21 protein-coding genes are annotated in these 24,367 nt (G+C 44.1%); 8 read left to right on the top strand and 13 right to left on the bottom strand.

The annotated features are described in order from the left end of the window. Window positions 1-51: 51 nt before the first annotated feature. Entirely contained in the window at window positions 52-1,461 is a 1,410-nt protein-coding gene (locus MKY99_RS05415; protein WP_339269154.1) for a PLP-dependent aminotransferase family protein, read from the bottom strand. Between the two features lie 161 nt (window positions 1,462-1,622). On the opposite strand from MKY99_RS05415, the gene MKY99_RS05410 reads away from it, so the two are divergent. The 4 genes from MKY99_RS05410 (at window position 1,623) to glpX (ending at window position 5,211) form a co-directional block, all read left to right on the top strand. Further along, window positions 1,623-2,555, top strand: a complete 933-nt coding sequence (locus MKY99_RS05410) for an EamA family transporter (protein ID WP_339269152.1) — start codon at window positions 1,623-1,625, stop codon at window positions 2,553-2,555. Window positions 2,556-2,697: 142 nt separating this feature from the next. Beyond that, window positions 2,698-3,354, top strand: a complete 657-nt coding sequence (locus MKY99_RS05405) for a helix-turn-helix transcriptional regulator (RefSeq protein ID WP_149646549.1) — start codon at window positions 2,698-2,700, stop codon at window positions 3,352-3,354. An 18-nt stretch (window positions 3,355-3,372) separates the two neighbouring features. After that, the gene (locus MKY99_RS05400; protein ID WP_339271508.1) at window positions 3,373-4,173 is read left to right on the top strand and encodes a pyruvate, water dikinase regulatory protein; all 801 of its coding nucleotides are present in this window, start codon (window positions 3,373-3,375) and stop codon (window positions 4,171-4,173) included. 42 nt (window positions 4,174-4,215) lie between these two features. Further along, window positions 4,216-5,211 carry a class II fructose-bisphosphatase gene (gene glpX, locus MKY99_RS05395; protein ID WP_076283979.1) on the top strand — a complete coding sequence of 332 codons (996 nt, stop codon included), beginning with the start codon at window positions 4,216-4,218 and terminating at the stop codon, window positions 5,209-5,211. 86 nt (window positions 5,212-5,297) lie between these two features. Here glpX and MKY99_RS05390 read toward each other — a convergent pair whose 3' ends face one another. After that, window positions 5,298-5,966 (bottom strand): general stress protein, encoded by a 669-nt coding sequence (locus tag MKY99_RS05390; protein ID WP_339269149.1) that lies wholly within the window; start codon window positions 5,964-5,966, stop codon window positions 5,298-5,300. A 202-nt stretch (window positions 5,967-6,168) separates the two neighbouring features. Here MKY99_RS05390 and MKY99_RS05385 point away from each other — a divergent pair, with 202 nt between their 5' ends. Both MKY99_RS05385 and MKY99_RS05380 read left to right on the top strand, forming a co-directional pair. Then, on the top strand, window positions 6,169-7,017 hold the full coding sequence (locus MKY99_RS05385) for an AraC family ligand binding domain-containing protein (protein ID WP_339269148.1): 849 nt from the start codon (window positions 6,169-6,171) through the stop codon (window positions 7,015-7,017). A 91-nt stretch (window positions 7,018-7,108) separates the two neighbouring features. Next, window positions 7,109-8,101 (top strand): aldo/keto reductase, encoded by a 993-nt coding sequence (locus tag MKY99_RS05380; RefSeq protein WP_339269146.1) that lies wholly within the window; start codon window positions 7,109-7,111, stop codon window positions 8,099-8,101. Between the two features lie 90 nt (window positions 8,102-8,191). Here the strand turns inward: MKY99_RS05380 and MKY99_RS05375 are convergent, their stop codons facing one another. The 7 genes from MKY99_RS05375 to MKY99_RS05345 all read right to left on the bottom strand — a co-directional run bounded on the left by MKY99_RS05375 (window position 8,192) and on the right by MKY99_RS05345 (window position 16,783). Beyond that, window positions 8,192-10,747 carry an S-layer homology domain-containing protein gene (locus tag MKY99_RS05375; protein WP_339269145.1) on the bottom strand — a complete coding sequence of 852 codons (2,556 nt, stop codon included), beginning with the start codon at window positions 10,745-10,747 and terminating at the stop codon, window positions 8,192-8,194. 147 nt (window positions 10,748-10,894) lie between these two features. Continuing rightward, the gene (locus MKY99_RS05370; protein ID WP_339269144.1) at window positions 10,895-12,352 is read right to left on the bottom strand and encodes an O-antigen ligase family protein; all 1,458 of its coding nucleotides are present in this window, start codon (window positions 12,350-12,352) and stop codon (window positions 10,895-10,897) included. A 46-nt stretch (window positions 12,353-12,398) separates the two neighbouring features. Further along, window positions 12,399-13,130, bottom strand: coding sequence for a ZIP family metal transporter (locus MKY99_RS05365; protein ID WP_042185362.1), 732 nt, complete (start codon window positions 13,128-13,130; stop codon window positions 12,399-12,401). Between the two features lie 169 nt (window positions 13,131-13,299). After that, entirely contained in the window at window positions 13,300-14,103 is an 804-nt protein-coding gene (gene phnE, locus MKY99_RS05360; RefSeq protein WP_339269143.1) for a phosphonate ABC transporter, permease protein PhnE, read from the bottom strand. Continuing rightward, window positions 14,100-14,891 carry a phosphonate ABC transporter, permease protein PhnE gene (phnE, locus tag MKY99_RS05355; RefSeq protein WP_042185358.1) on the bottom strand — a complete coding sequence of 264 codons (792 nt, stop codon included), beginning with the start codon at window positions 14,889-14,891 and terminating at the stop codon, window positions 14,100-14,102. The genes phnE (MKY99_RS05360) and phnE (MKY99_RS05355) overlap by 4 nt, the downstream gene beginning before the upstream one ends. Before the next feature lies 1 nt (window position 14,892). Next, entirely contained in the window at window positions 14,893-15,675 is a 783-nt protein-coding gene (gene phnC, locus MKY99_RS05350) for a phosphonate ABC transporter ATP-binding protein (RefSeq protein WP_149646544.1), read from the bottom strand. A 130-nt stretch (window positions 15,676-15,805) separates the two neighbouring features. Then, the gene (locus MKY99_RS05345; protein ID WP_042185354.1) at window positions 15,806-16,783 is read right to left on the bottom strand and encodes a phosphate/phosphite/phosphonate ABC transporter substrate-binding protein; all 978 of its coding nucleotides are present in this window, start codon (window positions 16,781-16,783) and stop codon (window positions 15,806-15,808) included. A gap of 172 nt (window positions 16,784-16,955) precedes the next feature. Here MKY99_RS05345 and MKY99_RS05340 point away from each other — a divergent pair, with 172 nt between their 5' ends. Further along, a complete protein-coding gene (locus MKY99_RS05340; RefSeq protein ID WP_339269140.1) occupies window positions 16,956-18,536 on the top strand; it encodes a bifunctional metallophosphatase/5'-nucleotidase in 1,581 nt (526 codons plus the stop codon). Here MKY99_RS05340 and MKY99_RS05335 read toward each other — a convergent pair. The 3 genes from MKY99_RS05335 to MKY99_RS05325 all read right to left on the bottom strand — a co-directional run bounded on the left by MKY99_RS05335 (window position 18,533) and on the right by MKY99_RS05325 (window position 22,365). Further along, complete coding sequence (locus MKY99_RS05335; protein WP_339269138.1) at window positions 18,533-20,302, bottom strand: M3 family oligoendopeptidase; 1,770 nt, start codon at window positions 20,300-20,302, stop codon at window positions 18,533-18,535. The genes MKY99_RS05340 and MKY99_RS05335 overlap by 4 nt on opposite strands. A 387-nt stretch (window positions 20,303-20,689) precedes the next feature. After that, a complete protein-coding gene (locus tag MKY99_RS05330) occupies window positions 20,690-21,901 on the bottom strand; it encodes an MFS transporter (RefSeq protein ID WP_339269136.1) in 1,212 nt (403 codons plus the stop codon). 11 nt (window positions 21,902-21,912) lie between these two features. Further along, entirely contained in the window at window positions 21,913-22,365 is a 453-nt protein-coding gene (locus MKY99_RS05325; protein WP_042185346.1) for a MarR family transcriptional regulator, read from the bottom strand. A gap of 280 nt (window positions 22,366-22,645) precedes the next feature. Here MKY99_RS05325 and MKY99_RS05320 point away from each other — a divergent pair, with 280 nt between their 5' ends. After that, window positions 22,646-23,185 carry an NADPH-dependent FMN reductase gene (locus MKY99_RS05320; protein WP_042124617.1) on the top strand — a complete coding sequence of 180 codons (540 nt, stop codon included), beginning with the start codon at window positions 22,646-22,648 and terminating at the stop codon, window positions 23,183-23,185. A gap of 196 nt (window positions 23,186-23,381) precedes the next feature. Here MKY99_RS05320 and MKY99_RS05315 read toward each other — a convergent pair whose 3' ends face one another. Further along, window positions 23,382-24,350: an alpha/beta hydrolase gene (locus MKY99_RS05315; protein ID WP_339269134.1), complete on the bottom strand. Its 969-nt coding sequence runs from the start codon at window positions 24,348-24,350 to the stop codon at window positions 23,382-23,384. Window positions 24,351-24,367: the final 17 nt, after the last annotated feature.

Here is a 24,367-nt window from a genome sequence, read left to right as displayed (position 1 = left end):
CTCTTCCATCCTAAATAGTCTTCATTAGTTCCTCATGTCTACTGTACCTACTCATAACCCCCGCGCAATTGCAATCATCCGCTGAATCCCCTCACGTAGCACCCCTTCGCTTGCAAAAGAGTAACTTATTCGAATCCTCGACTTCATCTCACCAAGAGGATCAAACAACTCTCCTGGCACAAAAGCAATCGACTGGGCCATACTTGAGGCAAACAGTCGATCCGCCGAAAGATGGTCCGGCAGCTTCACCCATAAATTCAAGCCCCCTTGCGGAGGCGTCCACTCCCACCCAGTCCCAGCCAGCTCCTCCTCTACAATCTCCTTATGCACCTGAAGTGCAATGCGTAGCTTACCGAGATGCTGTTGCAAACGTGATGACGTGTAGTAATGTAGGAATATCTTCTGGTTAAGCAGCGGAGTACCATTGTCCGCGAGTGATTTGGCCGTGATCAAGCGCTCCATAAACGGATAGCGACAAGCCACCCCACAGATCCGTAAGCCTGGGGCTACATATTTACTGAAGCTGCTAATATAGATCACCCAACCTTCGGTATCGTAAGCAAAAAAGGGCGGCGGGGGCTCCTCTTCAAAATACATATCGCGGAACGGATCATCTTCGACTAACAGACAGCGATAACGCTCGGCAAGCTCGACCAACAGTTTACGTTGCTGCGCTGGCACCGTATATCCAGTTGGGTTATGATGAGTCGGATTGATATAGAACATGCGCGGTCTATGCTTTTTCATCAGCGCTTCAACTTCCTCCAAGTCGTAGCCCATCGGAGTGATCTCCACCGGAACCAGCCTTGCCCCCTCCCGGCGAAAAATATCCATGGCCACACTGTAGGTCGGTCGCTCCACAAGCACCGTGTCCATAGGCCCGAGCACAATTCGTGATATCAGATTGATCGCCTGCTGCGCACCTGAAGTAATAAGCAGCTCTTCCGAGGATAACTGTAGCCGATGCTTCTTCCGAAAATGACGACTAAGCGTCTCCCGTAACTCCTCATCTCCCTGAACCGAAGAGTATGTCCCCATGACCTTGGGATATAAATCGAACACTTTTTTGACATAGTCGGATAGAAAAAGATTTGGCAAAAGACCTGGATCAATCAGCGCCTGTGAGAACTGATACTTAGCAGGCATTCTCTGTATATCCGAAAGAGGATTAGTGAGCGCATAGGCAGTCACTGCTGCTCCTTTTTCTACAATAGGAACCAAGCTAACAGGCGATACGTAATAACCTGATTTATCTTTTACATAAACTTTTCCATCCTCTGTCAGCATTCTATACGCTTTGAATACTGTCAGTCGATGTACCTGTAATTCCTCCGCCAGCAGCCGTATAGAAGGAAGCTTATCATGTGCCCCCCACTCCCCTCGCTCCATGCGATTCACTAGAAATTCATATACCTGCCGAAACAAGGGATGATTATTCTCCACGCTCGCTGACTTTTTCACCTCACTGCAACTCCTCTCCGAACAACTCCTATTTACAGTATTGTACACGATTTTCGAAGTCATCTGTTCTACTCAACATCATCTGTTCTGTGTTCTCCGCTATATGATTAACGAACTGATTCAAGGATCGTTATATACACACACTAAAGGGGACTTTCAAAATGATCTTATTCGCTTATGCACTTGTATGTCTGATCTTCGGCACGACCTTTCTAGCTATCAAAATCGGTGTGGATGCCGGTGCGCCGCCCTTCTTTTCAGCAGGCTTGCGATTTTTTGTTGCAGGCGCTGTTCTATTTCTATGGATGGTCTGGAAACGAAAAGCTAGCTTCTCCCTGCTCCTGCGTAAAGAAATGCTCTTCACCGGATCTGCGTTAACCTTTGGCACCTTTGCAGGTCTCTACTGGGCTGAACAATATGTATCTTCCGGGTTAGCAGCTGTACTCTCTGCCACGGGTCCGATCATGATTCTGTTGCTCCAAACTTCTATTCTTCGTCAAAAAGCACCTGCCATCTCACTATATGGTTGTATCATCGGGTTGACTGGCGTACTGCTGCTCGTTCTTCCTAATCTTGTCGTTGATATTTCACCGTTATGGCTCATCGGCTGCGCAGCTGTCCTCATTGGGGAATGCTGTTACGCAGTAGGTGCGATTTATTCTAAAAAAGTAATCAATAGTATGCCCGAGGTCTCTCCAATCGCACTAAATGCAGCCCAAATGATGTATGGTGGAGTGCTGTTATTCATTCTTTCCTTAGCCACCGAAAATGTACATCCTGAGTTTCTGTTCTCTTACGAGACCGCAGGTTCACTGCTCTATCTAATCGTAATCGGCTCGATGGTCGGTCATTCGTTGTTCTACTGGCTCGTCGCTAAGACAAATCCTGTGTTTCCCTCTACCTGGCTCTATATCTCTCCACCAATTGCCGTAGGGGTTGGCTTTTTCTTTTATCATGAAGCCGTGAATTGGGTTACGATCCTCGGTGTATTCACTATCATTGCTGGGACCATCCTGGTCAATGCTGATGCCTTGAAACAATTAATGTTAAAGCGTAGGGTCCGTACATCTGCGTCAAAAAAAATGAATATATGACGTACTATATATTGCATTTATGACCACTATTGCGTATTATATAACCAAGTTAAATTAAAAACATCTATATATGACTCATATATGAAAGGAGGATTCGCTTAACGGCGCTTCTTTTCTAAAGAGGAATGCCTTTTTATCTGAAGTGGAGGGAATTGCGATCGAACTGACATCACGTCAACTAGAAATCATTGATATTGTGAACAAAAGAGCTCCGATTACCGGCGAACAGATTGCCGAATGTCTGAATTTAACACGGCCAACGATTCGCTCCGATCTTTCTGTTCTGGTTATGCTCAAATATATCGATGCTAAACCTAAAGTCGGTTACTTCCCGGGACTCAAATCATCTAATCGTCTGGGAAGCAATTATTTGTTGCAGGAGACAAAGGTAAAAGAGATTCAAAGTGTACCTATTATTATCCGTGAGACTACTACGGTTCAAGATGCCGTAGTTACGCTATTTCTACAGGATGTTGGCACCCTTATTATTTGTGACGAAGAGGGCAAGCTCACCGGTGTTGCTTCACGTAAGGATTTCCTGAAAGTAACCCTTGGCAATCCGGGTGCTGTCTCCATGCCCGTAAGCATGGTCATGACACGCCAGCCCAAAGTAGTCACAACTTCACCGGATGAGACGGTGCTTGATGCCGCACATAAAATGATTTTTCACGAGGTAGATAGTTTACCGGTAGTTGTTCCCAGCGTCACAGAAGACAATGGTACGAAACTGGATGTCATAGGACGCTTGACGAAAACTGCTATCGTAAAACTTCTCCTCGAACTAGAAGCCAAAGGATAACAGGAGGAATTCATGAGCATTGAGCAATCTTCCAACCTAATAACGATCTGCTCAGATTCTATAGGAGATACGGCGGAAGCTGTCGTGCAGGCCGTCATTCATCAATTCCAGAATCAGCAGATCACCATCAAAAGATACGGGAACATTAGAAATGAAGATGAGCTCCGGAAGCTTATGGAAGAAGCCGCACAGCATAAAGGTTTTGTCGTCTATACGCTGGTGCAGCCGGAGCTAAGAGAAATGATTAAAGAAGAGGCTGTACGGCTTGACCTTCGTATCGTCGATATTATGGGTCCAATGATGCAAGCTTTCATTGATACGTTTGACGACGCTCCTCAACAGCGACCGGGTTTATTGCACCAGCTTGATGAGAACTACTTCCGACGTATGGAGGCTATCGAATTCACAGTTGCCTGTGATGATGGCCGCGATCTCGGCGCTATGCTGAAGGCCGATATCGTTCTGCTAGGGATGTCCCGTACTTCGAAAACACCACTTAGTATCTTTTTGGCCCATCGGGGGAAAAAGGTCGTTAACTATCCGATTATTCCTGAAATTGCTCCTCCGCAAGAGCTGCTAAGCTTGCCGTCGAACCGACTGATCGGACTAACCATGAAGCCGGAGTATATGCTGAAGATTCGCTCCGAGCGGCTGAAGGCGCTTGGGTTACCGACTGGCTCCCAATATGCAAGTCTGGAGCGGATTACAGAGGAGATGGAATATGCCTCTTCTCTGTTCAATAAGCTAGGCTGTCCTGTAATCGATATTACCGACAAAGCTATAGAAGAAACCGCTGGTATTATTATGGGTTATATCTAACATTCAGATTAAAATATATGGGATGTACTGGAGGGAATTAGAATGGATCGCGAACTGGCTCTTGAGATTGTACGGGTAACTGAACTAGGTGCATTATCCTCAGCTCGCTGGATCGGGCGGGGAGATAAAAATGCGGCAGATGATGCAGCCACGACTGCCATCCGCTCCATGTTTGATTCTGTCTCCATCGACGGAACGGTCGTCATTGGTGAAGGAGAGATGGATGATGCTCCAATGCTCTATATTGGCGAGAAAGTCGGGAATCAAAAGGGTCCGTCTGTCGATGTAGCCGTCGATCCTCTGGAAGGCACTGAAGTGGTGGCCTGTGGTCTTCACAATGCCCAATCCGTGATTGCCATAGCAGATAAGGGCAGCCTGCTGCATGCTCCAGACATTTATATGGAGAAACTCGCTTGCGGTCCTGAGCTTGCCGGGAAGCTTAGTCTTGAAGACCCTGTGGAGGTCACTCTCCAGAAAGCATGCCTCTTCAGTGGCAAGTCCCTCTCCGAGCTAACTGTAATGGTACTTGACCGCAAACGGCATGAGCAGCTCATTCATAGTCTTCGAGAAGCGGGTGTACGGATTAAGCTACTCGGTCACGGCGATGTGGCTGGCGCTATTGCGGCAGCCCTGCCGGATAGCGATGTCGATTTGTACATGGGCTCGGGCGGAGCACCTGAAGGCGTCCTTGCCGCTGCCGCACTGAAATGTCTTGGTGGAGAAATGCAGGGCCGTTTGCTTCCCGATGGACCTCTTGAGCAGCAGCGCTGCGTCCGTATGGGAATCTCTAATCCTACACGAGTGTTATACATGGAGGACATGGTTGGCACAGGCGACGTACTCTTTGCCGCCACTGGCGTAACCTCAGGTGAATTTCTGAACGGTGTCCGTTTTATCGGCAAAGAGCGCGCTGAGACGCATTCGGTCATCATGCGGGCACAGAGTCGAACAATCCGCTACATCCGTAGCATTCATTTCCTGCCTGGCAAAGAAATACCGGATGGACTAACCGTTAGACAGAATGTTGCCTCTTTATAGCATCACACAAAGAAACAGGCTATCTCACCAGCTCACCCTTGGCTAGTGAAATAGTCTGTTTTTATTACTAAATAGATAATCATCTCTTATTTATTTCTAATGCGCTCACTAGCTAAGGTATCCATAGCATCCAAGGTTCCGGTAGCTTGAGCTAGATTTCTCGCCTCTTGTTGATCAGCGGCTCTGAGCGCATCGCTTTCCTTTACACTACCATCATAATTTCGATTTTCAGCTGTATTCATATTCGCAATATCCTCAAAACGGTCTGCATTCAGACTATTATGCTGTACGAAGATCCGCTTCACTTCTTCCTCTTTCTGCTCGCCCTCCACATCCACCATTACAAGAATATGGCCTTCATCTACGTAGTTATCGTAACGCTTGGCTTCCTCTTCAGGAATGCCAAGTCCAATAAGACCGCCAACTAATCCACCGCTGCCTGCACCTATTGCCGCTCCAGCAAGTGTTGCCGCAAGCGGTCCGGCTGCAATGATCGGCCCGATGCCTGGAATAGCCAAAGCGCCTATCCCCATCAAGAGCCCAGTTAATCCACCCAGCAGACCACCCGTAGCTGCACCAGTAGCTATTCCTTCCGGCGCTTGGGTTCCTGATTCATCTCTAAGCGTATCCGCACTCTCTGAATTTCTCGCGATAATCGATATGTCCTCTGTTCTGCAGCCTTGACGTTTCAACTCTTCAATAGCCCTCGAAGCTTCGTATTCGGCAGCAAAGACACCCACTATTCTCTTATTCATCTCCATTACCTCCTAATGATCGAAGTTAGCTCATACGTTCAGCTTCATAGCTTACTTAACCAAACTGAGCTGGGATAAACTTCTATCACAGAATTCGCAAACCATTCCAAGTAATGTTCCCACTAAAATATGCTGTATAATAAAAGAAAATGGGCACAATCATCCTTAGTTAACTCTATAAAAGAAAGAGACTGAAGCATTCATGGCGATATTTAATTATAATTCTGAGCGTCCCTTCAGAGGTAATCCCGATCTGCATCTCCATTACTGGGGGCGGGAACAGTGTCTACCTGGGCATTTTTTCGGACCCGGAGTTCGTGACGTTTACAAAATACATTTCATTCATGAGGGAACTGGAAAGGTATCTGTGGGTGAACAAACCCATATCCTGCAAGCGGGACAAGCTTTTCTTACCTACCCTCATATCGTTACTTCTTATGCAGCGGACCTAACCAATCCTTGGATCTATTCCTGGGTAGCCTTTACCGGAGAACAGGTATCATATATTTTATCCAAAACCTCCTTGACCCCTGAGCAGCCAATCTTCCCGATGGATAAACAGCTTATGCCTAATCTCTACGAACGCCTGACAGAAGGAGCCGACAATTCGGATTGTCTTGACCTGCCGCTAAAAGCGATCATGTATGAGTTTTTCTCCCTCTTGCTACAAGCGGTGCCAGCTGTTCCGGATGTACTACCTTTACCGCGTCAAAAGAGTATTTACGTCGAGCAAAGTCTCCACTTTTTGCATACACATTATTGTGAGAACATTTCGGTGGAAATGCTGTCTTCTTCTCTCAAGCTGGATCGCAAATATTTATCTTCCTTGTTTAAACGGACCATTGGTATGCCACCACAGCAGTATTTATTGAATTACCGTGTCGCTAAAGCATGCGAGCTTCTGACAGAAACCCTTTGTACTATCGGTGAGATCTCGCGTTCTGTCGGCTATCAGGACCCCTTACTCTTTTCGCGAATGTTCAAGAAGGTGAAAGGTTGTTCTCCAAAAGAATACCGTATCCGTCATCTCGAAAATGACATTGTGCTATAAACTTCTTCCTTGCTGACATACGTTTGTCCGGGATCTTTCGCTACAATAAGGACGTAACGTAATCAGAAATAAGTCTTTTTAGGAGGAAATAATGATGTATAACGCAAGCGCTACCAGATATGACAATATGAAATATAACCGCACTGGAAAAAGCGGTCTACTCCTTCCGGCGATCTCGCTAGGACTTTGGCATAACTTTGGCGGAAACGACTTATTCGAAAATGGTCGCGCCATGGCAAGAAGAGCTTTCGATCTTGGAATCACTCATTTTGATCTCGCTAATAACTACGGTCCCCCAGCTGGCTCCGCAGAAGAATGCTTTGGTCGAATCCTTAAGAAGGATCTTGCTCCTTATCGTGATGAAATGGTCATCTCTACTAAGGCTGGATATTATATGTGGGCCGGTCCTTATGGCGAATGGGGCTCCAAGAAATATCTCGTCTCCAGTCTAGACCAAAGCTTGAAACGTATGGGCCTTGATTATGTAGATATTTTCTATCACCACCGTCCAGATCCGAATACACCACTGGAAGAGACTATGGCTGCGCTGGATCTTATTGTACGTCAAGGTAAAGCGCTGTATGTTGGGATTTCGAATTACAACCCTGAACAGACACGCGAAGCGGCACAAATTCTGCGTCGACTTGGAACGCCATGCCTGATTCATCAACCTAACTACTCCATGATGTCCCGCTGGATTGAAGATGGCTTGCAGGATGTATTAACTGAGGAGGGTATCGGATCGATTGTGTTCTCTCCACTACAAGGAGGCATTCTGACCGACCGCTATCTTAACGGAATTGCTCCTGATTCTCGCGCTGCTGGACCAAGTGTATTCCTGTCCGAAGATGCCATTACGGAAGAGAAGATCGCTAAAGTTCGCAAACTGAACGAGATTGCTGCTGCACGTGGACAAAAAATGTCTCAGCTAGCGTTGTCTTGGGTACTCCGGGGAGGTAAAGTCACTTCTGCTCTGATCGGCGCAAGTAAGGTGAGCCAGATTGAAGATGCAGTCGCTTCCTTGAATGCACCGGAGCTAAGCGCAGAAGAGCTGGAGCAAATCGAGACGATTTTGCGAGGATAATTATAGATTAAACCATAAAGACGGCCAATGAGGTCAGGCAGCTTAAGCTGCTCTGGCATTTCATTGGCCGTTTTTTTTAAACTTTTTAGATTAGAGTTTAGAAATCAATTGTACCGCTTCAGCACGAGTAGCATTCTTATGAGGCTCGAGCTTATTGCCGTTGCTTCCTTGCAAGAATCCAAGCTTCTGTGCGGCAGTAGCATAAGGCTTAGCCCACTCTGCGATATCCGAACCATCAGCAAACGGACGATCTGACTCTCCTGCATTCAAGGTCGTGTTGTTCTTGTAGACATAAGCCTTCATCAACATCACAACCATTTCCTGACGGGAAATCGTACGCTCAGGCGCAAACTTCGTCTCTGACTGGCCGCTAACAATTCCCGCTTCAGTTACTGCTGCTACTTCATCCGCATACCACTTGGAAGAAGCTACATCAGCAAACCGACTTGCTACAGTGGCTTTCAAGTTCAATTTACGAGCAATAAAAGCTGCAAATTCAGCGCGTGTAACCTGCTGATTCGGTGAGAAGGTAGTGTCGCTTGTTCCAGTTACCACCTGCTGTGCTACCATAGATTTGATCGCTTGAGATGCCCAATGTGTAGAAGGAACATCACTAAACGATTTATCATATTGCAGTACGGCATATTTGCTGAAGTGACTAATAACTACTGTTATATAGCCATTATCCAGCTGGCCACCAATATATTGTAGTTCCCCTTGTTCACTCAAGTAATAGACACCCGTCAATTTCGAGTTACTACCTTCGTTCACTTTCAACTTCAGGGTAATTGGAGCATTAAACTGAGTAAGCTTTGTCTCTTTACCGTCTGTCGTAAGGAGTGACAACGTAAAGTCATAAGCTACACCAGCTACTGTAATTACAGTATTCGCTGATTTTCCTGTAATCTTGGCGATATCTTCAGCACTTATCGGAGTGAATCCTACTGAGATTCTCGCATTTTTCAATTGCTCTGCTGAAATGGAACCCTTCAGCTGTTCCAAAACCGAACCCGGAATTTGGAGTGATACATCATCTTTTGTTACAATTAGTGCATTGTCTTTATTAATTACAGCTGTTGCAACAGGTAACAATAATTGCTTAACGTCAGTTGCAACGGAAACTGTCACCTTGTTGTTCTCACTCTTTAATACAGTGTTGAGAGGCTTTGTGACTCCAGCTTTGTCGACCACACTTAGGACAGGAGCTGTAGTGGTGGTATCAGTTACGGTTGGAGTTCCACCGCCACCTCCACCAGGACTACCTGGATTACTAGGTCCACTAGGGTTACCAGAAGCCAACGGAACTGGGAAGATGTAGGCTTGTAAAGAGCGATTTCCGACTTTATCTACAGCAGCAACGTTGACATGATATGTTGTGCCATTCGTTAATCCCTCAATTTTATAACTAGTTTGATGAATGGGCTTCTCTGTAAGCAGCTTACCATCAAGCCATACCAAATATCCGTCCAAATCCGCTTCCTTATTACTCTCCCATGTTACATATAAACCACCATCGCCAGATGCTTTTAGCTCTGTAGGCTTGGCAGGAGCATATGGATCACCTATAACGATATTGTTTGCTGAGTATCTGTAGTCATAAGAATATTCATTAACATTCTTGTTATATACATCCACGTACAAATAGGCACTGAATTTGCGAGAATTCGCATCAGGCAGCTTAATCTCTTTACCGGAAGCCGACAAACTGAGTCTCAACGTATACTGTTTATCCATTTTAAGTTCTTCATCGAAAATAAAGAAGAAATAACCATCAAAATTATGAAGATAATTCACCGAAATGATAGCTCCATCATCTGCGACCAATTCAAAATCAGAAGCATTAACTTCATTTTTATCGACCGTTAATTGCGAAAACTTACCTTCTGAATAAACACCCCCGAAAGAAAGTTGTAAGCTATTCCAACCTTTTGTTGTTCCATTTTGCGAATCACCCGATAACTTCAAGGTAGCGATCTCATCACTAGGTTGAAGCGCATATCCAGCCTCTTTTCCACTAAAAAGAAATTCAGCCTCATTCATGGCTCCTGAAACACGTAAAGTACGGGGCGTGGAATAAGCAGACTCTCGGTCCAACAAATCTACTGTAGTAACCTTGAATTCTTGCATGGAATGATAAGGTAGATCGGGAATCGTAACATATGTCTCTTTAGTCGTTGCAATCAGCTTATCTTTGCTATAAACATTGTAAAATAAGATTCCTATACTGTTTGGTTTTTCCCAAGAAATATGGACATCCGCTGAGCTTTTATCAATATTAATCCATGAACCCCAAGACTGAATAATTGGAGGCAATGGTTCATCTGCAAACGAATACACATCACCCGTCACACTTGCAGCAAAATCTTTTGTATCCCCCGCCGTAACGATGGCATTCCCTGGCTGTAGACCTGGAGCAATAGTTCCTTTAACATCAGCCCAATATAGATTGTTACTTGCGGAATGATATACCTCTCCGAGTACCGACGAAGGTACTTGATATTTCTCTCCTCCTTGATCCAGAACTAAATCAATGTCCTTCTGATCAGAGTAAATAACCCCGGAAATTTCACCTGTTGTTGCGTTATAGTACACTTTCAGCATACTAGCAGCATAGGTCAATACCGGGGCCGTTAAGGTTAGCAGCATTAGAACTGCTAGTGAAGCGCTAATTTTGCGAATGGTGTTTCGCAGATAAACTCCTCCTATTTTAAATATGTATGTGTTGGAAATACTTCCCTATATTAAGGTAGAATCTAACAAATAACAATGTATTTTTTCATATAAACCATGCTATTATCGACTATTCTCCACTTTCTTCAACATCTCTATATACCTTCTATTGTCCGGATTCATAGAGGAGGCGATTGTGAGTTCTTCTATAGCCCTTTCTAGGTGCGCCTTGTTCCCTTCCAATTTCGCTAGATGCGAATAAAAAGCCGCTAATTGATAATGTACCTCATGAGCCCACGGAAGAATTTCTTCTGCGAATTGCAAGTTTTTTTCTGCCTTACTCCAGTTGCCCTCGGAAATTGCCGATTCTCCCTTGACAAGTTGCGTATATCCAACAATCATCCAAACCAAACAGCAAGAAATGAAAGTTCCTAATATGGCACAAGATACAAATAACAATCGTTTTAGTTGAAACTCCTTCTGCTTATATCCCTCCATCTCCATACTGGTCAGCAACATAATAAACAACCCGAATACGAGAGGATATGCCAGATCAATATCGAATGCCAGATGGGCACAGAATAGTAACAATGCTAGGATTACCTCAACACCTTTTCGTCCTTGACGCATTGCCACATTTAACGCAGAACCAATCATAGCGATGAACACCAATACCCCGAACACTCCGGCATCCAATGCAACCTGCAAAAATTGTTGATGTACATATTTTACATACACAGACGGGTATAAAATTGCAAAACCGCCACCGCCAATACCTGCCAGCCAATGCTCTTTCCATAACTGAAAAGCATCTGACCAATAAATACGGCGTAACTCAAACTCCGAAGCATTCCAAGTCATTTCTCGGACGCTTCCACCGCTGTTCATGATCATTCCCGCAACAATCACCAGGATTAGAACGATTAGCGCTCCACCACCTAACAGCGCTGTAGGTTTGTTCTTCCTATTTATGCATACAAAGGCGGTGGCCCCCATCACAACCAGGATCAGTACCGCTCTAGAGCCCGACAATAATAATCCACATAGCTGTATTAAACACAGCACAACATACTTTTTTTGATTTGAGCGCATAAAAGCACGCCAGCCTGCTGCCATTCCCGCCGCAACAATCACAGCAAAAACATTCGCATATCCCAGCGTCGATTCCAGCCGTCCCTCCCGAAATAAACCAAAGACCAGCCCCCAAAGAGTTAATCCTGAGCCACTCCAGACCCAAGTCACCCAGATCTGATCACGCCTTTTCCCAGAGAGACTTGAGAATAATAAGGATACGGGCAAGAGTAAGGAGACCTTGATCGCTTCCAGCACAGCCTGTTCTTGATCAACTGCACTTCCTACTGCAAGCCAATATAACAGAATGAATGCAAGTAAGAAGCCATGGATCGGTAGAAGCGTAAGCTTTCTAGCATTAAAAATATACAGGGCCGTTACTCCATAGAGCACAGCAGACAACGCCAAAAAGGAACGGGTATAAAAATACCCCGCTCCAATAGATCCAGCAACAATAAAAATAAGTAAGGTGTAAAAAGGTAGCTTTTCAAGTTTATGTGTTGTCATCATAACTACTCTTGTTCGACAGGATTCACTAGAATCCCTTCTTCCCTATTCACCCAAATATCTGCGTAATATACACCATAATCAACAATCCAAAGATAAACGAATACGTCGAAGGCCGTTCGTAGCCATGACCATGACTCTCTGGAATAAGTTCCTTGTAGACGATGAATAGCATAGCCCCGGCGGCAAAAGCAAGACCATAGCCCACTACATTCTGTAGGTAACTCGCCGTAAAATACCCAATAACCGCAGATACCATTTCCATAAGTCCGGTAAGCGTAACGATTCCCAATGCTTTTAACTTAGTTGTTCTAGAATTCATCAGAAAGACTGCGAGAATCAATCCTTCAGGCATATTTTGCGCACCAATCGCTATGGCCACGGTGGGACCCAGACTCGCCTGCTCACTGGCATAACTAAATCCCGTACTAAGACCTTCTGGTATATTGTGAATGAACAATGCAATCAAAACGAGCAGCGCCTTGGAATCCATATTGGTATATCCGGGTTTATTCTCCACGTCGATATGCGGGATGTTCTTTTCAATTAAATCAAGCAGTAGAACTCCTGTAATCAGGCCCAAGGTTAATGCGATAATCCCCGATTCTTTAATCGCTTGCGGCATGAGTCCAAATGTAGAAGCCGATACCATTATACCTGCAGTAAAAGCAACGAGAACGTCCTTCCATTTCTCAGATAACCTCTTCACAAACAGGATCGGAAACGCTCCAAGAACCGTAGCCATTGCTGATACAAAGCTGCCAATAAGCGCAGATTCCAAACCTTCAACTCCTTCATTACAATTCTGATAGACCAACATATGTTAACACAAAAAGTATTATTACTTCTATATAGCTTTTCCGAATAGTGCGCTAATCATAAAAAGACCCCCATAGGCTCGATTCATACCCTAAGGAGGTCTTTGTCTAACATGTAATTATGCGATTCTATTACACTAGCTTCTTCCGAATCATGCCGGAAATCAGATCAATAATCGTAATCATCACAATGATACCAAGCAGGATAATTCCGACACGGTCCCAATTCCGTGAACTGAGGGCGAAGATTAACGGTGTGCCAATTCCGCCTGCTCCAATCACACCTAGAATCGTAGCTGAGCGAACGTTAATTTCGAATCTGTATAAAGTGTAGGATAGAAAGCCTGGCAATACCTGCGGCACAACAGCAAACCATAACACCTGCATGCGGCTGGCACCAGAAGAGATTAAGGCTTCGAGTGGACCGTTATCAATATTCTCAATCTCATCCGCGAACAATTTGCCGAGCATGCCGACGGAATGCAGTCCTAGTGCCAGTACACCCGCAAATGAACCCGGCCCAACAGCCTTGATGAACAGCAAAGCCATAATGATCTCAGGAAATGTCCGTATAAAGCTTAATATTAGCTTGCCGGAACCCGAAATCGCCTTTCCCTTGCTCATGTTGACCGCAGCCCAAAAAGCAAAGGGGATACATATGAAGGTCGAGATAAAAGTCCCTAAAATTGAAATAGCTAACGTCTCAAGTAATCCTCGAAGCAGATCCTCCCCATCTGGTAAATAAACGAAGGCCCAGTCAGGAGAGAATATCCCGGCAAAGATGGCCTTAGTAATGATCCCGGCAGTTTCTTTAAATCCATTAAACGGCACTCCCGAAAAAGCCCAGATGTACACTGCCGCTAATGCTACATAAATCAGCCATCGGAAACGATTTTTACGAGGTTTGGGTACTAGGGTATTCCATGATTTACTCATATTAATTTCTCCCGCAGCTTAGTGCTTACATAATCAATAATCAAGACTACTGCTAATGTGAACAAGATGATGGTGCAAGTCTTATCGTATTCTAAAAAGCCTAATGTCACTTCATAGTAATGGCCGATTCCACCCGCGCCTACCAAACCTAAAACTGCTGCAGCACGAACATTAATCTCAAAGGCATACAACACATAAGACATGAAATGAGCCTGTACCTGCGGAATGACGCCGAACATAATTCGTTGAGTCTTATTCGCTCCGACTGAAGTCATTGCTTCCAAAGGTCCCTGTTCAATCGTCTCCAACGATTCATAGGTAAGCTTGGCGATCAGCCCTAGCGAAAATACCGTCAAAGCAAATATTCCCGGAAGCGCACCGAGGCCAAAAATGGCGACAAAAATAGAAGCCAGCAGCAGATCGGGAATTGTGCGGATCAAATTCAGCAGCATACGTACCGGATAATGAAGCCATCGGCTTTGCGTAATATTGCTTGCACACAGCAGGGCAATGGGAACCGCCAGAATGGCACCAAACGTTGTACCGACCAATGCCATCCGGATCGTCTCCAGCATCGCATCTATAATATTGTCAAAATACCCCCAGTTTGGAGGGAACATTTCCTTAAGCAGATCCAGCATATTTGGCAGACCGGAGATCAGCTCTCCAATGGATGAATCGGTCAAGACCGCACTTCTCCACAGTAATACTACTAATATAATAGCTGTAAAATAATGCTTTATCTTTCTTGGCGGTTTGGGATGTAACTTCTCTGCATTCACACTCATATCACATGCCTCCGCTTACAGGCTCACCTAACAACTCATCCTGATGAATCGGTCTGCCGTAAATCTCAGCAAATTTCTCATCGGTGGCCTCGGATACAGGACCATCGAAGACCACTTCTCCTGCCCGGAGCCCAATAATCCGGGTGGCATATTCTCTAGCGAGGTCGATAAAATGCAAATTCACGATGGTCGTAATCCCAAGCTCCATATTAATCTTTTTCAAATCATCCATAACCTGCTTGGTCGTGAGCGGATCCAGTGAAGCGACAGGTTCATCTGCAAGGATAATTTGCGCCTCCTGCGCAAGAACACGAGCAATAGCCACGCGCTGCTGCTGACCTCCAGATAGTTGATCTGCACGTGTGTAGGCCTTCTCAGCAATATTGACCCGATCGAGAGACTCGAAGGCTAAATCAATATCCTTCTGTGGGAATTTGCCAATTATCGTCCGTATTGTGGAATGATAGCCGACCCGCCCTGCCAATACATTACGAAGCACAGTCGTACGTTTCACCAAGTTGAAACTTTGGAAGATCATTCCGATATTTCTACGGATCATTCGGAGCTGGCTTCCCTTTGCCTTCGTGATGGATTGCCCATTGATAAGAATATCGCCTTCTGAAATATCATGAAGCCGGTTAATGGAACGTAGCAGGGTTGACTTTCCCGCACCCGAAAGACCAACAATAGCTACAAATTCTCCAGCTGGAATAGTCAGGTTAATGTTGTTTAAGCCTTTGGTTCCGTTTAGATACGTCTTGGACACATTACGAAGCTCTATCATGAAAATCATTCCTTTTTGTGTTTTCGTATATTCGTATAAAAGAGAAAGCCAGGTCCGGGGGGGAATCCGGAGCTGGCTATCCTTAGTTCCTGTTATACACCAACATCGTTGTATCCTTGAACGGCCTGAACTACTCTGTTTTTACTTTATTGTTGTATTCACGAACAATGTCAAAGTTGCTATCTTGTGACTTCACATAACCTTCATGCGAGTAAATATCTTTGATAATCTCATGTCCTTCTTTGTCAGCAGCGATATCAATAAACGCCTGCTGAATCTTCTCAATCCATTCCTTATTCATATCTGAACGGACCGAAATCGTGTCGTTAGGGATTTTATCAGTAAAGGCGAGAACACGAGTATCTTCAAATACTTTCGGATAATCCTTAACGACTATATTACGTGCATCCTGGAAAATAGCTGCGGCATCTACATCACCATTCAGTACAGCAAGTACGCCTTGGTCATGTCCCTTAACCGTGATAGCTTGTACATCCTTCAACGGATCAAGTCCTGCATCCATTAGTGTTGCAGCCGGCCATACAAAACCTGCTGAGGATGTAACGTTTTGATAAGCGATTTTTTTGCCTTTCAAATCGGCAACGGATTGGATCGCAGAATCTTTCTTAACGATAATCATAGATTTATAGAAGTCAGCCAATTCATCTGTCGGAGCACCCGTTTCATCATTTACACCAAAACGTTGAGCTTGAAGAATAACTTCAGCAGCTCCTTTTTCTTTTGCCAATACGTAAGCTGTTGGAGGAAGGAAACCTAAATCTACTTTTTTGGAAGCCATAGCTTCGATAACAGTGTTGTAATCAGTAGAGACACTTACTTCTACAGGAATACCGAGTTTATCACCCAGTAATTTTTCAAGAGGTTTCGCCTTAGCTTCGAGCGTATCTGCATTTTGGGAAGGGACAAATTGTACTGTGAGCTTCTCTGGAACATAACCCTCTGCTACAGGAGCTGCCGTTTCCTTCGGTGCATTTGCTCCATCCGTCGATCCTTGGTTTGCAGTATTAGCAGTGTTATTAGCACCACAACCACTAAGCAAAGTAATAGACATCATTAGCGGCAATACGAATTTACTTATTTTTCTCAAACGAAAGACCTCCACTGTTCTCTTTTTTTTAGTACTTCTAGACTATAAATATTTTGTATTAAATCTAAGGCCTCTAACTATTAAATATATGTAAAATTTATTTTAATCTCTTAAAATTTCCAAATTATCTGATAGAATGAGGTCTGAACTTATTATCCGTAGGAGGCTACCCATGAATAAAGACAACACCTTAACCTGCGAAATCCTCATAACAAGTGATCTACATGGGCATTTAGGGCCCATTGATTACCGCACGGGTGAGAAACGACAAAAAGGCTTAGCAACCATTGCTAGCCTTATTAAACAAGAAAGATCCCATTGTCCAGAGCTAATACTTCTCGATAACGGTGATCTTATTCAAGGTACACCGCTAGCTTATTATGCAGCCACACAGTACAGTGACGAACTAAATCCAGGCATAGCTGCATTGAATGAATTGAAATATGACGCTGCAATTATTGGTAACCATGAATTTAATTTTGGTAAGCCACTGCTTAATAAAGCCATTCAGGATTCCAAATTTCCTTGGTTATCTGCTGGAATTATAGATCGCGCGACATGTAAACCTGCATTTGGTAGACCCTATATCATCAAATGGATAGACAAAAAAATCAAAGTAGCCATTCTAGGAGTTACCACACATTACATTCCCCACTGGGAGAATCCTGTCCATATAGAAGGACTTCAATTCAAGGATTCGTTAGAGACTGTAAAGCTTTGGTGTGCCACTATTAGAGAAGAAGAACAGCCCGATTTACTCGTTGTAGCTTATCATGGCGGGTTCGAGCGCGACCTCCTTAGTGGTGAACCTGTAGAGAGACTAACTGGAGAGAATCAAGCCTATGCAATGTGCACAGAGGTTGAAGGCTTAGATGTATTAATTACCGGACATCAGCATCGCTTCATAGCTAGTGAGCTAAATGGTGTGACGATCATACAGACTGGTTTTAATGGACATTCCCTCGGTAAGATTTCAGTAGTCTTTCAAAAAGAAAACGAGCGTTGGAAGATTAAGAGTAAACAAGCCGAACTCCTTGCTGTAGACGACAAGACCGATGTAGATGATACAATTCTAGAGCTTAGCAGCACGCTTGAATCAGAAACAGAAGCCTGGTTGGATGAGAGAATAGGTACAGTTATCGGTGACCTTTCTATTTCTAGTGCAGATGAATGCCGATTGGCTGACCATCCCTTTATAGAATTTGTTAATAAGGTACAAATGGAAGCTACAGGTGTAGAGATCTCGACAGCAGCTTTACTCAGCAACGATTGCAAGGGCTTCAGTAACACCATTACTCGGAGAGATATTCTTTCCAACTTCATTTATCCAAACACGCTAACTGTGCTAAGACTGACCGGACAAGATATAAAAGAGGCACTGGAACAAACCGCCAACTATTTTCAAAAGGATCTAGAGGGAAATGTAATTGTTAACCCTGCTTATGTAGAACCTAAATCGCAACATTACAATTATGATATGTGGGAAGGCATCCACTACGAGCTTCATGTCAATAAACCTGTAGGCAAAAGAGTCCTCCATCTGCTGCATCGTGGGCAGCCTGTGGAGGACTCTAAGGAATATGATGTTGTTATGAACAACTATAGAGCAAGCGGCGGTGGAGATTATGAGATGTATAAGGGCAAGCCGATTGTCAAAGAAGTACTGATCGACATGTCTGAAATTGTCACGAATTACATTGAAAAACGCGGCCAAATTGAAGCTACCTGTGATCATAACTGGAGAGTTGTTTAGGTCGTACTGATGAATGCCTCAATATCGGTTTCAATCAGCATTAAAGCACCTCTCCAAAAATCAATGGAGTGTACATCAATATCCATAAACTTTGCTACATCTGCAATATTATGCTTGCTGGTAGCACTAAGGAACTGACGATACCGGGCGACGAACTCCTCGCCCTTTTTTAAATATTCTGCGTAGAGTCCTTTAGCGAATAACAGTCCGAAAGAATACGGGAAGTTCATAAATTCATAACCAGCCATAAAATATCCGGCCTTGTTCATCCACATGTAAGGATGGATCGTATCAGGATCAATGCTCTCACCGTAAGCTTCCACCATACAAGCAATCATCAATTCGTTCAGCTCTTGAACTGGAAGCGGACCCGAGGTTCTTCTCTCATATAGTTTAAGCTCAAATAAATAACGGGCATAGAAGTCTACAAGATAATACCCAGCATCGGAAATACTTCTCTCCAATAGAAGCTGCGCTTCCTTCTTGGTCGAACTAGTGAGTAGTGCCTGATTTACGATCGTCTCGCAAAAGATCGAAGCCGTTTCGGCAATCGGTATCGGATAATCTGTGTTCAGCATCGTTTCTTCTCCCAGACAGGAGCTATGATATGCATGGCCGAGCTCATGAGCAAGGATACTAGTATCTATAGCATTTCCAGTGAACTGTGTCATGATTCTGCTCTGGCCTATCGGAAAAATATCAATGCAGAGCCCATATCCACCCTTACCCGCTCTAGGTTCTGCATCAATCCATTGCTGATCAAAAGCCTTTTGAGCTAAATTGGCCAATTCCTCGCTAAAGGTTCCGAAGCTAGAGACAATTGTTTTTTGAGCATCTTCGTAAGAGATTTTTACACTTTCTTCGCCAATCGGTGCAAAAATATCGTAAAAAGGCAGCTTTGTGGAATGTCCCAGCAGTTCGGCTTTCTTTTGATAATAGGTATGAAAAGCTGGCAAACTCTCCTGAAGAGCGGCGAGCATTGCCGATAAAGTTTCACTGTCCATTCGCGATGCCACTAACACCTTTTCCAGAGAAGATTGATATCCACGCATGCCATAAATCGTTAGCGCCTCACCACTTATTCCATTCATGCAAGCTGCACAAACCCCAGCAATACGACTGCAAGCTTCAGCCTCGGCTTCATAAGCCGCTTTTCTTAATGTAACGTTATTCTCATAGGCCATACTCCTTAGTTCTGCAAGCGTTACTTTCTTAGTTTCCCCTTGTACTACCACATCTGCAAGTGTACTCGATACGCTCTCCATGTAGAGCCTTCCCCACGCTTTGGAACCCGTGCTCTGCATTCTGGCAATCGCAACTTCCACTTCCTCATTTAACACATAACGGGATTGCAGAAGAAGCTCCTTTAAATAAAATTGATGTTTCAGAAGATAAGTTGAGCTAACGATAAGCTCATCTATGTGTTCACAAGTGCTAATCCATCGTTTAAAACCCGCAACTACCCCAGCAATCTCTGAGCTCAAATGTTCAATATCATCAGCAAGATTCATGGCTTCCTCAGAACTGCTGTCTGCGCTAAGCGTTAACTCTGCATAGGCTAATAAACATACATATACGCTTTTATAATCGTTGTAGAGCCTTAGAAAGTCCTCGATCGCTGCGACGGAAACACCCTCAAGCATTAGATTGCCCTCAGCCCAGGCTTTTAAATCTATAATAAGTTGACCGAGTAGCTCACGATCGCCTTTTAACTTCTCTGACTCAAAGGAAGGATATAAGCTATCCAGATTCCATGTCTTATTCATTTGTGAACCTCTCCTCTACTTCTTTGGCCATCCCTGATTTCTTCATTATACCGTCCTTAGTGGATAAAATCTGTATACTACCTATGTTTTCGGGATGGTGCAAGAACATAAAAAAAAGGACCCTGCCAACGTATGGCAGGGTCAAGGTCTATATTATAAGGGGGTTATGTGATTACTATAACCCTCTTAGCTTAAAAGAATATGAATAGTAGATAAAGATTGGCTTAATCTACAGATCTCTGTCCTTTTCATCAACAAAAAAAGGACCCTGCCAACGTCCGGCAGGGTCAAGGTCTATATTTAAGGGGGTTATGTGATTACTATAACCCCCTTAGCTTAAAACGATATGAATAGTACCTAAAGATTAGCTTAATCTGAAATCATCCCTTATTGGCTTAAAGCTGAAGGGCTATTTCTGGCCTTAGTAATCTGAATCCCAATATAAATAATTAGGAACAGCACCATGAACCCAGCAGAATAACGATACATCATCCCATAATCGGATGCCGCCGAGATTGCCCCAAGAATAATGGCCCCACTGGCTACCCCTAAATCTGTTGAGTTATAAAACATACTGTTCGCCATGCCATACTGTACAGGTGTAGATGTCCGAAGCATCCATGCCTGTATAGTTGGCTGAATAGCTCCAAAGCCGAGTCCATAGAGCAATGCGGATATAATGAGCATGGGCATGGATGTTGTATACGAGAGCACTGTTAAGCTCGCGACGACACAAACCGCTGCTGGAATCAGAACAGCAGCCGGACCTCTTTTATCAAATAATCTGCCGGAGATAGGTCTAATAATAATGATTGTTATCGCGTTAAATAAAAAGAACAAACCCACTTGCTCTAAATGTACCGCTTCGCCGAACAAAGCGATAAAGCTAAGCAATCCACCATAAGTGATCGCGAGTAAGACATTCAGTATTGCAGGCAATACTAACTTTGTATTAAAAGGAACCTTGATTGGTTTGGATGGTGCAATGGATCGCTCAATAGGCTGTTTTTTCGGTACAGCTGGAAGTGAACGTGAGAACAATAGGACTGGAAAGGCAAGAAGCAAGGTGAATGTTCCGATCATCGCCAGTGTTCCAAACCCCGATTGCTTCATTACGTTCAAACCAATCATAGGACCAATGGACATTGCAAGACTGGTTGATAAGCCGAAATAGCCGATCCCTTCGCCCATTCTTTTGCTAGGAATAATCTGTGAAACAATCGTGGGAATAATCGTGCTGGCAATCCCGAACCCAATCCCATAGCCTACCCGCATCAGCAATAGTGACCCGATTGAGTCTGCTACCACATAAAGACCGGTTATGGCGGCCGCGATGGCTAAACCAATATATAATAGTACATTGCGGCTAACCCTCCGCATCAGAAAAGCAGTCATAAAACGTGAAGCAATCGCAGTTAGCGCAAATACACTTGTAACCAAGCTGACCATAATATCTCCGGCTTGAAATTCACTTTTAACATAAGACGGAAATGAAGATAGCAGCATCTGTAAATTCATAAATAAAAATAAAGCACTAAACGTTAAAGCAATAAAAGACTTGGTCCATAGTTTCGTACGTAGTTCTTGTTGTTCTGGCATAACTTACGTTCCTACTCTCCATCATTTATTTGATCAATATGATTGTTTATTCTTAGCAGCAACCCCATGAGCAGCTCATATTCATCACTGGAAATACAGTTCATAATCTCATCTGTGACTTGATCCTCAATAGGAAAGGTCTCCTTTATCAGAGCTCTTCCTTTTTCCGTAATATAAACCTTAAAAGAACGCCGATCATTCTCCCCGGTTCTTTTATAGACCAGCCCTTTTCCCTCCAAGTGATCCAGAATTCGCGTCGTAGTTGGTTTATCCTTACCCGAACGCTTCGCGATATCCTTCTGAATCAGCCCTTCCGTTCTGTCGACTTGAAAAAGCACTGACCATTGCTCAGGTGTTATATCATATTCCTTTAGCCCATTTTGGAATAACGCGCTTAATTTACGATAGGTCGTTCCCATCATAAATCCTAACGTAAGTTCGGATTGGTTATGCTTTGTCGTCATGATTAGACCTCTTCTCATTTCATCTTCTTTTCAATAGTTGCTTAAACAATTATATTCTAGACAACTAAATTTGTAAAGGTGAGACAAAATTATAAACTAACTATTATTAAGTTGCTTGACAAAGTAAACTAAACACGGTATTATTATCTCATGTTAAAGATACTTAACTTAAAGACAACTAGAGCGTAACACGCTTAATATTATTTATTTGAAGGTTGTGTAATTCATGGGATTTCTAGACAAACTATTTGGTAGAACAAAAATCGAGGAGGAACAAACAATGTCTAAATTAAACATCGGAATCATTCTGGGAAGTACTCGTCAAGGTCGTTTAAGCCCACAAGTAGGGGAATGGGTTAAAAAGGTAGCAGATGCACGTGGAGATGCTAATTATGAGATCGTAGATATCGCGGACTTCAAACTTCCACTAATGGGAGAAGTTGATGCTACTGAACAAGCAACTGCTTGGAATACAAAGCTTGCTACGTTAGACGGTTTCGTATTTATCGTTCAAGAATACAACCACAGTATTTCCGCATCACTGAAAAATGCACTCGATTACGCGCGTGAAGCTTGGAACAACAAAGCAGCGGGTATCGTGAGTTATGGTTCTGTAGGTGGCGCTCGTGCAGCTGAGCATTTACGTGGAATCTTGGGAGAACTGTCTGTAGCAGATGTTCGTGTACATCCAGCCCTGTCCCTGTTCACTGATTTCGAGAACGGTTCTGTGTTCAAACCAGCGGATCTTCACCTGACCAATGTAAATGGCATGCTTGATCAAGTATTGGCTTGGAGCGGTGCGCTCAAGACGCTTCGTTAAGATCACCCGCTTTAATATTATGAAATACACCTCTAAGAATAGACCTGGATAAACCTATGGTTTGTCCGGTCGATTCTAAGGGGTGTATTTTTTGTATGATGAAATGACCACCTTGTATAGAATCTTTTCTCGCATAATCGGCGAGGATTTCAATCTACAACAAGGAGCAATGATCATATGGTTTGTGCTTGCATTATTAACAGCTCTCGCTTGAGGATGGAGAGTGTTTGGGGTGAAGTGCCCGGGCCATCGCATCCATATAGCTCTGAACGGCGCGCTGACTCACTTCCGCTTCTGGAACGAATATTTCGAAAAGATGAAAACATCCGGGATACAGGTTAAATTCGATATCTACACCTGCTTGCGCAAGTCGTGTTACATATTCGATCGTCTCATCTCGGAATAGATCAAGCTGACCTACACAGGTATAGGTTGGTGGCAGTCCAGCTAAATTCTCCGCTCTCGTTGGTACCGCATAGGAAGATATCCTGCTGGCATCGTTCTCCTCGCCCAGGTACATGTTCCAAGCCGTTAAGTTGTCCGTCCGGTTCCAGATTGCACCTTCTTCCGTAATCTCATGGCTTGATGGCGTAATGTTGCGGTTGTCGAGCATTGGGTACAACGGCATCTGAAAGATAATGGAGGGTCCACCTTTATCTCGTGCCATCAGCGCAAGTGCTGCTGTCAGCCCGCCGCCACCGCTTGCACCAGCAATCGCAACCCGATTCTCATCAATGCCAAGTGATTCCGCTTCCTCCGTCATCCATACTAAGCCAGCATAACAATCTTCGATTGCAGCTGGATAGGGGTGCTCGGGTGCCAGCCTATAATCAACCGACACGACAACACATCTAGCCGTCTGAACAAAGCGTTCACACAACTCGTCGTCCATATCAGGATGTCCTAACACGTATCCGCCCCCGTGAATCCACAGCATAGCTGGAAGCTTGTCAGCATTTCGCCCAGCAGGTTCATAAATTTTTACCAGTATCTCCCTTGCAGCACCCGGAATTTTTCGACTGGTTGTGTTTACATGCTCTGATCTCTTCAGTGACGGAGCCGACACTAAACTTCTGCTCCACTCTAAATTCTCTTCCAATTGAAACCCTGGAAATTGTGAATATGCCTCTCTTAATTCTGGTAGTATACGTTTATCGATACTCATGAAAATCCTCCAATACA

The sequence above is a fragment of the Paenibacillus sp. FSL R5-0470 genome (genome assembly GCF_037975205.1).
Lineage (GTDB): Bacteria > Bacillota > Bacilli > Paenibacillales > Paenibacillaceae > Paenibacillus_AQ.
The sequence above is the reverse complement of the archived record's forward strand: the minus strand, read 5'-3'. Positions and strand labels throughout refer to the sequence as shown.